The sequence below is a fragment of the Proteus sp. G2673 genome (assembly GCF_009915125.1).
Taxonomy (GTDB): Bacteria; Pseudomonadota; Gammaproteobacteria; order Enterobacterales; family Enterobacteriaceae; genus Proteus; species Proteus penneri.
In genome coordinates, this window is the sequence record NZ_JAABLT010000008.1 from 119,474 (window position 1) to 132,978 (window position 13,505).

A 13,505-nucleotide genomic window follows, 5' to 3' on the forward strand; every position below is an offset into this window, starting at 1 on the left:
AAAGTCATACCAAACGTGTTACCACATATATTATGAATTCTAAGCAGGCTTTCAATCAAAAGATTATCTTGTGATAAATAAAAGCCACTTTTCTCTAAAAAGAAAAGTGGCTTTTTGTCAGATGAAAGCTTGTTAAAGCTTAATAGATTAACTATCTTGCTTCGACTGCAACTGAACTTGAGTGATCAGTTTTTTATTTGAGTCGAACATTTCGGTCAGATAATCGTTATAACTTGAACCCAATTCTGAGTAACCTTTCAAGTCAGTGATTAACTGGCGAGAGTCGAGTTGTTGCTGCGTCATTCTTTGCTGTGCTCTTGAGGAGCGCAATGAATTATAGGCGCGGTGCGTATTGAGATTACGCATATAAGCAATCACTGAGCCTTCAATATCAGGGTAGGCTGCATAGCCTTTGGTTTTCCCTGGAACGTTATTGCAAGATTGACTCCCACATCGCATACCGAATAGATTATTATTTTGTTGTGCCAACTTCGATGTTCCCCAGCCAGATTCTGTTGCAGCTTGCGTTGCGACAAAGTGTGTCGGAATAATATCAACGCGAGTTAATAACGAATCCCAATTTACCTTTTTCGGGCTGGTACATGTAACGCCATAATATTGACAGATCTCACGCAATTTTTTTAAATCTGCGCTGCCCCAGTGCTGGGCTTTACGTTGGGCGGTTAACCACTCACGATCTTTCAAAATCTTATTATTAACATTGTCAATAATAGGAACTATGACATTTAAAAACGCTTTCTTACGCTGTGTTCCCGAAGGGTATTTTTTCAAATCTGGCAACGGTGTTGACGTGCTTTTGAAAGAATACGCTTGCAGTATATGGGAACTGCCGGTACTGGTTGAAGCAAAGCTTACACCAGTAAAGAGTAGTGAAATCAAGAAAGCGAAGACGGCACTTGTCCTCATCAATTGAGAGGGCATTGCTTCTCCTCGTTTAACTGGATAAAAATCGAACGAATACTAGCAAATTACTTTTTTCATATCTACAAAATATCGCCTCACATTAGGATAACTACGAGTGATTTGTTAAAAAAGTGTATAAGTTTTACTGGAAAGCCTCGTTTTATAATCGCTTTTTTCTTTTAACAAAAAGTGCTTTTTTGTTCTAAACTTAAATTTATCTTATAAAAAAAGACGTGACTTAACCCAAATTTAGCAAAATTAAGCATTTTTAATGTGTCAATTTTGTTTGTTATTTAGTCAATTTTTGTTGTTTTTGGTCTAGTTTTATTATCAATTTCACGCGCTTTTTCTGTTAAATCAGTAAAATCCACTTCACTCCAGTAGGTTTTGGGATGAGGTAAGTTCTCCATCTCTTTTGTTGGCCAAAGCTGAAATTCTGCTAATTGTTCTAAAACGTAACCAGAATAAGTATTTGGTAATGTGAGGTAGTGAGGCGACGTTGTTTCCTCAAAAGGTAACACTGGATAGCGTTGGTCTGAGATATGATAATCACGCATTAAAACTAAAAATTTATCAGGAACTCGTTGCTGACTATCCCACCATTGTCCATCAATAACATCAAACCATTGTTGTGTTAATTGGCGAGGCTGAGCTTCTAACTGGTAGAGCGCAGAAGGAATAATACCTTGCATTGATTGATTATATTGCTCAAGGCTGGTGGCGTGGCCTTTTAAGATCAGTGTAAGAGAAAGCCTTGCGCCAATTAAATTGGAATAGAGATCTTCAGGTGAAAATGCTGAGATACCTTCTGAAAAACCGGGGACAGAACGAAAACCATACCACTGTGCAATTTCATGCCAGACAGCGAGGCGATAACCGAGGTGTGCGGCAAGATAGGCGCTTAAGGTATAACGTTCTAATTCGTTTTTAGGTGGCGTAAATGCATTAAAGTGGATCTTACGTTGTGCTAACTCATCACTTAGCGCTAATGTCCACTCTTGGCCTAATTTTGGAAAGATATGACTAAAGAGATAATAAGTATAATCTGCGGTGTCACGAATATGGGCGATATCTAGAAATCCCCCTTTGTGTGAATAAATTAAACCGGATTTTTCGCTTCCAATCCCTAATACTGCCACAGTACCGAGCCAAAAACTGTCGTTATAACGATGATTACCCAATGCAGAGGCTTCAACAACATTATCAATACGATAAAACGGGATAGGAATTTCGAACGCTTTAACTTTTAAGTTGTAACCAAAGGCACAACAAGGTCTTAAACCATTGGGTGCTGTTAACGGTGTAGGTGTTTGCCAAAGTTGTGTTGCTTCTTCGTGGGTAACACTATCAAGATTGGCATGCAGAGATTTAACCGGTGTGACTTGAGTGCAACCCGTAATAAATAAGAAGACAATGGTATTGATAAAAAGAAACCGCTTAAACATCAAAATGCTTCACCTACTTGAAAATAGAATCCTGTACTTTCTTTACCGATACCAAAATCGAGACGTACATTCATGCGGGGTTTAAACTCAAATCGATAACCAATACCGATACTCGGCAACCAATGACCTTTACCTAAATCGCGCGCTTGATCGCTTAACGTACCGCCACCAACCCAAAGTGCAATGCCATGGCGCCAATCGAGTTTTTGGCGGTACTCTAATTGGGTTGAAAATACGTGATTATCTTGGTATCGGCCTTCATAATAGCCCCGCATTTGGTGCCCATTGCTTAGTTTTGACAATTGGCTCCAAGGCACATTGCCCGACGTAAAGCGTGCATAATTATCAAATGCTAATACCGCATTATTACTTAAAGGATAATAGTAGTTATATTGTATTTGGGTCGCATTAAAGCGATTATTACTGCCTGTCTTCGGTGAATAATGGGTATAGCTGATATCAAAAGCTTGACCTTGATAAGCATTCGGTAAGAAATCGCGACTATCGTAAGTAATGCGAGCTGTTATTCCCGAACTAGTTGAACGCAAAGGTAAATCGCGTGTACTCATATAGGCTTTAAAGGGGTCATCGGGGGCGGCTGCTTGTAGATTGGAGTAATCCCACCCTAAGCCTATATAGGTGTTTTTGGTAATTTGGCGCAGTAAAGTCGGTGTTAGACGCAATTCTTGAGAGCGAAATTCGCCAAAATGATCTTTTACTCGCCCTTCGTGATAACCCTCACCCCAATAATTGGTAGGGACATTGTTTAATCTACCAGTGAGATAAAAGCGCCAAGTATCATCTGCTAAATAGGTGTAGTTGCTAAAGGTCATACCAAAAGCACCCGTTGATGAGCCAAAGCCACTTAATGAGAAAGACGAAATTTTGCTATCAGGGCGACTATCTGCTTGATAAAGCCCAACAAGGGCAATCCCGACACCCAACTCTAATTCTGGTGTATAAAAAGGGCCAGGTAATATTCCCCAGTCGATAGTTTTACTGCGATCGAAGTTATTTTCTCCCCCTAAGCCCACTAACCATTGGTCTATTTGTTGTCTATCGGGAAAGAGCTGTGCTTGTGCGGTGTGTGAAGTAAAGAGGCTGGCAAAAGCCAGCCCCAAAATAAAAGGGTATTTAACCATTAAAAACGGAACTCACCAGAAACAAGGAAGCTATTACGGTTATTAAAACCAAATTCAGTTATCACATTAAAATTGCGAGTGACTTCTAAACGGGCACCCACCGTTTGGTTCCATTTATGGGCAAGATGCTGTTCAACATCGAATTTAATATTTCCCATATAGGATGGCGGTAATATATTCATCAAGCCATCAAGTTTATCAGGTAAACTTAATCGACTCACATCACCTTTAAAACGTTGAGTAATATCTTGGTACATCGCACCCGTCCACACTTGTAGTTTAGTATTACCTTGTCCAGAAATCAGTGGTGCGAAGACAAATTCATAACCGACACGAGGTGTAATCACTAACGCTTTAATATCACCATCAAGAATATCAAGGTTAGTTTTGGTGTAATTTAAATCAAAAGTACCAAAAAATTGATTATAACCACCGGCAAAAGTGAAACCAGCACCGTAGGATTTTCCTTTATAATCAAGATTAAAAGGTAAACCGCCAGCTATAGTTTGTCCCCCTAATGAAACAGAGTTTAATTGCGCTTGAGAACTACCTCTTGTTTTTCCATAGACCCCATAAACATTCATAAAAGGGAAAATCCAAGTATCTAGTTTCAGCATATGGGATTCGTTACTACTACGCGTATGCCCAGCATCGACACCAACTTTGGAAAGAAGATTTTGTCCTGTTGCAGTATCAGAACTAAAACCAATTTTATCTACAATGACATCTTGGCGTAGATTCATGTAGTTATAACCAATCCCAAAAGGCTCGGGTAAATCATAACCACGGGCACGGGCTTCATCGCCCCAAATCGGTAAAACGCGAGATTGGCTGGCAGGGGTACGAGTATCTAATGAACCTTCACTATTTAAAGCAGTACCGCCGGACTGGCTAACACTTAAAGAAAGCAGTGGTCGATCGCTATCCGCGTAAGAAAAGCCAGTCACAAGAAGGGAGGCGGTTAATACCACCTTATTTAAATTAGAAAAGTTCATATATAACCCACAGAAAATTAAAAAAGTAAGTAGTAAAAGAGTAGTCGGAAATTTTAATCTTTTTCTTATTAATGATCACCAGCTATAAGTGCGATATACAGTAAGAGATGCTTATATTTTGCGTTATCATGGGATTATTAAGGGATTATTAAGTAAAAAACCTTATTTTTTCTAAGCTAATCTTAATAAAAGTAGTCGATTTAAACTATAAAAGATAATGATTATTCTTATTTTAATTATTACTTTTTATTATTTCGATAAAATGACTATCGGAATAAGTTATTTGGGCAATAAAACGTTATGATAATAGCTATATCCTATGAACGCTTTTAAGAAAGGACCGTTATGACCTATCAGGAGCTTTACCAGTACGCTATTTTTATGCTCTCTCGTCGTGATTACAGTACAAATGAGCTACAACGTCGAATCGAACGCCGAATTCGTGAAACTGAGAAAGATTCACCTACTGCCCCCGAATGTTTGCCTCAAGTAATCGAACGCTTACTTGGAAGCCAATATCTTGATGACAATCGAACTATTTATAGTTTCTTTCGTAGTTATTTAAATAAATCCTATGGGCCGTTACGTATTCGTCAAGAATTACGCCTAAAAGGATTCCCTAGCGAAATTATTGATCGTGTATTAGAAGAAACAGATACCGATTGGTACGCACTCTGCCAAGATCTTAAAGAGAAAAAATTTGGTACAGACAAACCCAAAGATTTTAAAGAGAGAGCCAAACAAATTCGCTATCTGCAATATCGAGGGTTTACCTCTGAATATATTAATTCGCTATTTTAAGTCATTAACGCAGTGTCATTGCGATATCGGCTAAATTTTTATTATTCTCTTTTTTAAAATAGACTTTTTGATGTAAGAAGAAGTCAAAAGGAAAAGGAGATCGTATAAATTGTACTTCATCGTTTGTAATGGTTGAAATATAGTCAATATTTTCGGGTATAAAGCAGTAACCCTCGCCCTCATCAACACAATGTAAGACATCTGCCATCTCCGTTAACCCTAACGTGTGATATTGATATCCCTTATTTTTTAGTCTTTCTAAAATGGTTGTAAATATCGGATTTCGCAAAGAACTGCTTCTTTGTATTAAGGTTTCTTTGGCAAAGAAGGTTTTGGTATCTGGATATTTTTCAATCAGCTTTTTATTTACTAATAAACCGACCTTTTGTGTGCATAAATTAATCGCATTGATTTTTTTATAAGAATAATCAAACTCAAGAGACGAAATAACAAGATCAAACTCTTTATCAAAAAGTTCTTCGTTAATATTATCGATACAACCATCTTCTAACGATAATTTATATCGATTGTTTTCTTGTCGGATCTCCAATAATTTTGTTTTTAAGTCAGGATAATAAAGACCATCTAACTTGATACAAAGCGAGGTATTCTCCTCGTTTGAGTTCATTATTTGATTTTCAATTTTTCGGATTTTTTCATAATAAGGATACAAACGGTTATAGAGTGATTTTCCCGCGGGAGTAAGATCCATCCCATTTTTAGAACGTTTAATCAGTGATTTACCCAATTGGCTTTCAAGTTCATTAATACCATGGCGTAGTGCGGATGGGGTAACACGAGTTTGTTCTGCTGCTTTTACTAGACTTTGACAAGTCGCGACAGCAAAGAACTGGTTTATTTTTCGTGAGAAAAACATTCAGACATTCTCCACAAATCATATAAATCTCATATAAGTTATTTTTTAATAATCGCCCTGAGTGATATTTTTATATTGATGTTTATCAATAATGATTTTATAACGACTAAAAATGAAATAATTCCAAAGCTAAAGTTAAAAAGCGATATTATTGACTAATATTAATAATAAATAGTCGTATTTTTTATAAAAACAAAATCAAATGATTGATTACTTTTTATCAATCTATTTTACTTGTTGTTTGTCTCTATTTTTTACGCTTATCTTTTAATTGAAAACAGTAATTAGTCGGTAAAGAATAAAAAAACTCAATAGTAGCTTATAAAAAAGTCAATTTTCTTATTTTTTTTTCTTGATATTTTAATTTTCGAGATGAAATACAGATTTTATTCTCTCTATTTTAAATTAACTTATATTAGGAAAATATTTAATGAAAAACATTAATACGCTTTTAACAAAAATGAAGGCGAATACATCAGACATGATCTCGCTTAACGATTTAACACCATTATCGCTTCATGAAATTTATGCACTTAGTGAAGAAAAACTCAGTTGGCATGAAGCAAAAACATTATATAAAGAAGCACAAAAAGCCGCCAAAATGAGTAAAATCAATGAAGCACACTATTTAGCACGTCGTAATCCACAAGTGCAAAATGCAGTGGCTTTAGGAATGCGATCTCAGATTGCTCAAAGTAATACATTAGAAAATTGGATCCCAAATCGAGACAACTATTATGTCGATTCTAAATCTGTAGCATCGATGTTTTCGCCTGCGGGTTATTTAACAGAACTTTATCGTGAAGCGAAAGAAATACATGCTGAAAACCCAAGGTATCGCCTTAATAAACGCCGTCCTGATTTAGCAGAATTAGTACTTTCTCAAGAAAATATGGATAAAGAAATTTCAACACTGTCTTTATCAAATCAAATATTAACCACAGCATTACAATATAAATTAGGTAATGATAAAGATTTATTTCAAGAACTAGCAACACACCGTACAATGGGTGAAAATCCTTATCATCAACCTTATCAAACTATTCGAGAAACATTATTATTACACGATGGCTTGGTTGATAAATTAGTGAAAGCTAAGGATTCTCTTGATATTTTGGATACAGAATGGATCTCAACAATTATTTCATCGATTTCTCCTGAGTTATATACTATTTTAACAGAAGTAATTTCTGAAAATAATATTGATGAACTAGTAGAGAAAAATTTCGGAAATAAGGATATTAGTTTAAAAAATAATCTAAGATTCTTATCTGAATATTATTCTATTCCAGAAGAAGAAATATTACCATTATTTAATACACTTAAAGTAAATAATGAATTATCTTCAAAAGGCATGTTGATCTTAAATAAAATTATTCGCTTGCATAAAGCAACGGGGATCTCTGTTGATAATTTAATTATTTTAATTAAAACAAAAAATAATGATAACAATATTGATTCTGAGGTGATCCGCTCTATTCTTCATGTGCAATATATTATGGAGAAATACAATATTAATATTGAACAATCTATAGTGCTTAATGGTGCTAATATTAATGAAAACACATTAAATAATTCCTTGTCTCTATTTGATGTTTTATTTAATTCTCCTCCTTTAGGTGAATTAAAATTTATTGCAGATAATAAAGCACTTGATTTTAATTCATCATCTCCAGATGATATTATACGTATTAATACCTTAAAAAGAGCATTTCATGCCGATGATATTGGTATTGCTGCTATGTGGAAATTAGCTTCAGGTAAAACAACGGAATTTACTTGTTCTATAGAAAATATTTCACTGTTATATCGAGTATATTTATTGGCAACAGTACATGGCCTAGATATTTATACTCTTTCTTTATTACTCGATATGTTGTCAGATCCTTTTAGTAAACCCATTAATCAACAATCTTCATCGGATGATGCGGCTAATTTAATTTATACAATAGATAATTATTTAAAGTTTATTCAAGATTATAAATTGAATATTCCGGAACTATATGTAATGACGGCAAATCAATATGATTTGCGCTATACAAATGAAATAAAAAATCTTATTGAAGAATTAATGAATGTTAAGTTAGTTAATAATGCCTTATTATATCCACAGACAATATTAGAATCTTATTTACCTATAATATCTTCTTATTTTCATATTTCTTCTTTAAAGCAAGCTGGTTCCGTATGGATTACTCTGGAATCTACAGCTTCATTAAATTTAACTATTTATAATTTTGTTGATTTAATCAATAAGGAAGATAAAACACAAGAGGATAAAAATAATATTATTACTTATATACAAAATTTATGCCAAATGATCGCTATTTTTGCTAAAATAGGCTTAAATGAAGATGAGATAGATATATTGGGGGGGCAACGTGCGATTGGTAATGAAATAATCCTTCCAAATATCAAGTCAATAAAAGATTTATCTGATTTTCATCATTTTTATTTAGATAAAATAAGTAATAAAGAGGAGCTGTTAAACATTATTATAGGTAGAGATCGAGCTTCAACTTTATCAAAAATATATAAAGTTAGTGAAGATGTGATTAATCAAATAATCTCTCTATTGAAACTTGATGATGTGATTAAGTTTGATAATATCAAAGAAATTTCTAGCTATATTGATATGGTTAAAGTTTTTAATATTACACCAAATAATTTTGATTTATTAACTAAATTAAAATTTTCCATAAGTGGTAATAAAGAAGAAGATTATTTGAATTGGGATAGAGTCAGTAAAAACTTACAAAGTGGATTAAACGCTCAACAAGCTATTTTACTAAAAAATAAAATGGATGAAAAAAAGAGTGTTGCATTATGTTCATTTTATATTAATCAGTTTAGTGAGTTAAATTTAGTAACTAGTGATGATGTTTATTATTATTTACTGATTGATAATAAGATCTCATCTGAAATAAAAACCACAAAGATAGAACAAGCTATTGCAAGTATACAGCTATATATCAATGAATTTTTATCCTTAGATATGAAAGCTAATCACACATCTATTAAATCTCGTCAATTTTTTATAGATTGGGATAAATATAATAAGCGTTATAGCACTTGGAGTGGCATCTCTTTATTAACTTATTATCCTGAAAATTATATTGATCCTACAGTACGTATTGGTCAAACTAAAATGATGGATACGCTGTTACAGACGATCAGTCAAAATAGCATTAACAGTGATACAATTGATGATGCATTTAAAACATATTTAACTTCTTTTGAACAAATTGCTAATTTAGATGTAATTAGTGGTTACCATGATGGTGTGACATTAGAAGATGGAAAGACTTATTTTATTGGTCATAATGCATCAGAAAAAGCAAGTTATTATTGGCGTAGTGCAGATCATAGTAAAATAAAAAAAGGTGTCATGGCATCCAATGTCTGGACTGAGTGGACGAAAATTGAGAATGGTGCTAACCCTTACAATAATTTAATTCGCCCTGTTATTTTTAATAATCGATTATATGTTGCTTGGATTGAACGTAAAGAAGTTGAGAATAGAGAAATTGAAAATAAAGAAAAAACGACGTCTGTACCAATTTCTAAGCAGGCACATTATAGTTTAAATCTATCTCATATCCGTTATGATGGAACTTGGAGTTCACCTATTGATTTCCAATTTTCTAATAATATCATAGAGAAAAAAGAAGGGAATTTTCATTTAAGCTATGATCAAGAGCTTGATAAATTATACTTTTTAACTTATATCACTAAGGATACCTATGATGATGGAAATAAGGAGTATAATGTTTATTCTATTGATAATGAAATGATATTTTCTAATATATCGGACTCAAATGAAGAAAATGCAGAAAACATTTATATTAATGTGAAATCTGAATTTGATATAGTTGGTAAAGAATCCATTAATAATGTTAATAACAAATTTATGTTGAGAGGAAAATTTGCTTATTCTATTTCTCATGATCCTATTGATAATATAAAAACGACTGACTCTAAAAATGTTTCTCTTTCAGGCAGTTTAATTAATGGCGTAAGTATAGAATCGAAAAATGAAATGTTATCTTGTTATCTTTCCGCTTTTATTAACTGTGATGTTAATTATGGACATCTTGCTCCTGCATCTATTAAAGATATTTTTAAAGGTTTGTTAAAAGAGGGGGCTATATTAGAGGATATTGTTTATACTTCTGGTAGTGTCGGTAAGTTAGAAACTTTGGCTTTTAATATAAAAACTGATTATAGTTATTATTTGGGTTTTGATATTAATACAGATACAGTTTACTTCTTTATTTATGATAATAATAAAAATGCGATAATTAAAGGCTCAGATATTAATAACGGAGAAGACTATAACGTAGAACTGGCTTTTTTCACTAAACAGTCAAATAATTTATTAACTTATACATCGAAAAATGAAATCGCCTTTACGCTTTCTAATGAGTTAGGCGATGTATCGTTACAAAAATTTTTAAACACAGAAACGCCAAGATTTCTTTTTTCTGTTTCAGGAGAAACAAAGAGTGACTTGCTTCTGGGTGCATATGGGAAAATGATATCTTACCCATTGACTATTAGTGAGAGTGATTTAAATAAAGTTATCTATACTGATGATGAAATGATTGAAGATATTAAGATAACATTATCTTCTAATCCAGATAATAAAGTCACCTATTCTCTTGAACAATGGTCTAAAGCCAATACTTCTTTAAATGAAGGCAGTAATAGCTTCAATAGTAAAAATAATGTACTTAAGCTTGATGTGCCGCTAAGTGATTTTAATGATGATGGTGAATTAATATTAACTACAAAAGTAATAGCGGTTAATAAGAAACAAAAAGTTATTTCTGAAATCTTATGTTCTTTCAAAGTTAGTGAATTGGAAAATATAAATGAAAGTGTTATTAGCTTAAAAACAAATCGAAAACATGCTCAATATATGTCAATGACAGTAGCAAATAAACCTTTGTTAGTACGTTTAAATACGTTATTTGCACGCCAATTAGTCAAACGTGCGAATAAAGGAATTGATGCTATTTTAACATTAAGTTCTCAGAGGCTACCTGAACCTGCTTTGGATGAAGGTGCTGACGTACCGATGGATTTTAATGGTGCTAATGCCCTCTATTTTTGGGAACTGTTCTATTACACTCCAATGATGTTAGCAAATGTGATGTTAGAAGGACAAAATTACGATGAAGCTAATCGTTGGCTACGTTATGTATTTAGTCCAATTGGTTATATTGATAGTGATACTCATACTCATCGTGTTTGGAATTCGCAGCCATTGTTAGCAGATATAGCTTGGGATAATGACCAATTGGATTCAACCGATCCTGATGCTGTGGCACAAGCTGATCCAATGCACTATAAGCTGGCTACGTTTATGAAGTACCTCGATATTGTTATGGCAAGGGGAGACAGCGCTTATCGTCTACTTGAACGAGACTCTTTAAATGAAGCTAAAATGTGGTATGTGCAGGCGCTGAAGCTGTTAGGTGCTGAAACGGAATCAGTCAGTGACGCTATTTGGTCTGCACCAAAACTAATTGATGCAGCATCAAAAACAACCTCAACACGCGTAATTCATGAAGTGTGTGACGATGGGGAGTTACCGCGTACTGCAAATACCTTAACTTCGGTTTTTTTACCGCAAATTAATGAAAAATTAGCGCAGTATCGAGATATATTAAAAGCTCGTTTATTTAATTTACGTCACAATTTATCGATTGATGGACAACCGTTGTCACTGCCAATTTATACGACACCAGCAGATCCTAAAGCACTGCAAAATGCTGCCGTGTATCAATCACAAGGTGGTGGTGGTTTGCCAAATGCAGTGATGCCAACACAGCGCTTCCCTGTTATTTTAAATAGCGCAAAATCCGTGGTCAATCAGCTAATGCAATTTGGTAGCTCACTTTTTAGCATTACAGAACGCCAAGATGCACAAGCATTGTCTGAATTATTGATCACTCAAGGTAGCGAAATTATTCTGCAAAATATCAAATACCAGCAGAAAACGCTGGAAGAGTTTGAGCATAATAAAAAAGCATTACAGGATTTACGTTCAGGTGCTGATAAACGCCTTACTTATTATAAAAAATTGTATAACCAGAATATTAGCACACGAGAACAACAAGCCATGGATCTCTATTTGAGCTCTTCTGTGTTAAATACCGCAAGCCAAGGGCTCAATATGGCAGCAGCGGCTGCAGATCTTGTGCCAAATATTTATGGTATGGCTGTCGGGGGATCACGTTTTGGCGCTATTTTTAATGCAACATCAATTGTTCTGCAATTATCAAGTTCTGCCACCCGTATTTCCGCAGATAGATTAAGTCAATCAGAGTCTTATCGTCGACGTTATGAAGAGTGGGGCTCATTATGTGACACCGCACAATCCGAATTAGATCAGTTTGATGCTCAACTTGCCGCATTAGAGGTTCGTCGACAAGCGGCGAAACTGCAGTTAGATAGTATGAAGTTACAACAACAGCAAACACAAGAGCACTTAACCTTCTTGCAAAATAAGTTTACCAATAAAGCCCTGTATAGCTGGTTACGCAGTAAATTAATGGCGATTTATAAACCTTTTTACGACTTAACTGTTTCTCGTTGTCGTATGGCAGAATTGGCTTATCAGTACGACTTAGGTGAAACACAAACCTTTATTCGTCCAAGGGCATGGCAAGGTAACTATTCTGGTTTGATGGCGGGTGAAAGCTTAATGCATAACCTGATCCAAATGGAAAACAGCTACTTTGAAAAAGATAACCGTGTATTGGAAATCACCAAGATTGTGTCGTTGGCCGATGTGTATCAAGGTTTAAGCAGCAATAAGTTTGGTTTTGAGCAAGTCGCTGATGTGATTAACAAATCGAAAACACAGCTTGGTACGGCTGAAAATGGTATTAGCTTAAAAGACGGACAGCTACAAGCCTCTATTAAGCTCTCTGACTTAGCAATAGGAAAAGATTATCCTGCTGATTTAGGTAAATTGCGTCGCGTTAAACAAATTAGTGTGACATTACCTATGTTGACAGGTGCTTATCAGAATATTCGTGCAGTGCTGAATTATGGTGGTAGTGCAGTGAAACCTCGTGGCTGTAGTGCGATTGCGATTTCTCATGGCATGAATGACAGCGGTCAGTTCCAACTGAATTTTAATGATGATCGTTATCTACCATTTGAAGGTTTACCAGTGGATGATACCAGTACACTGACTTTAAGCTTCCCTGATGCAACAGATAAGCAAAAAGAGATGTTACTGACATTAAACGACATCATTCTCCATATTAATTACACCATTCGTTAATTATCTAAATCTTAATTAATT

7 protein-coding genes are annotated in these 13,505 nt (G+C 34.4%); 2 read left to right on the plus strand and 5 right to left on the minus strand.

Annotated features, from left to right (window positions below; all coding sequences use genetic code 11):
* Positions 1-147: 147 nt before the first annotated feature.
* The 4 genes from GWI59_RS04605 to GWI59_RS04620 form a co-directional block, all read right to left on the minus strand.
* Complete coding sequence (locus GWI59_RS04605; protein ID WP_072064422.1) at positions 148-942, minus strand: protein bax; 795 nt, start codon at positions 940-942, stop codon at positions 148-150.
* A 275-nt stretch (positions 943-1,217) separates the two neighbouring features.
* Positions 1,218-2,369, minus strand: a complete 1,152-nt coding sequence (locus GWI59_RS04610; protein WP_161724096.1) for a DUF4056 domain-containing protein — start codon at positions 2,367-2,369, stop codon at positions 1,218-1,220.
* On the minus strand, positions 2,369-3,511 hold the full coding sequence (locus GWI59_RS04615; protein ID WP_161724098.1) for a BamA/TamA family outer membrane protein: 1,143 nt from the start codon (positions 3,509-3,511) through the stop codon (positions 2,369-2,371). Before GWI59_RS04615 ends, GWI59_RS04610 begins: the two co-directional genes overlap by 1 nt.
* Positions 3,511-4,506, minus strand: a complete 996-nt coding sequence (locus GWI59_RS04620) for a hypothetical protein (RefSeq protein ID WP_161724100.1) — start codon at positions 4,504-4,506, stop codon at positions 3,511-3,513. The genes GWI59_RS04615 and GWI59_RS04620 overlap by 1 nt, the downstream gene beginning before the upstream one ends.
* Positions 4,507-4,851: 345 nt before the next feature.
* Between GWI59_RS04620 and GWI59_RS04625 the strand changes: the two genes are divergently transcribed.
* Entirely contained in the window at positions 4,852-5,307 is a 456-nt protein-coding gene (locus GWI59_RS04625) for a regulatory protein RecX (RefSeq protein WP_006536241.1), read from the plus strand.
* A gap of 4 nt (positions 5,308-5,311) precedes the next feature.
* Here the strand turns inward: GWI59_RS04625 and GWI59_RS04630 are convergent, their stop codons facing one another.
* Positions 5,312-6,184 (minus strand): LysR family transcriptional regulator, encoded by an 873-nt coding sequence (locus tag GWI59_RS04630; RefSeq protein ID WP_161670886.1) that lies wholly within the window; start codon positions 6,182-6,184, stop codon positions 5,312-5,314.
* A 430-nt stretch (positions 6,185-6,614) separates the two neighbouring features.
* Here GWI59_RS04630 and GWI59_RS04635 point away from each other — a divergent pair, with 430 nt between their 5' ends.
* Complete coding sequence (locus GWI59_RS04635) at positions 6,615-13,484, plus strand: neuraminidase-like domain-containing protein (protein ID WP_161724102.1); 6,870 nt, start codon at positions 6,615-6,617, stop codon at positions 13,482-13,484.
* The last annotated feature ends 21 nt before the right edge of the window (positions 13,485-13,505 follow it).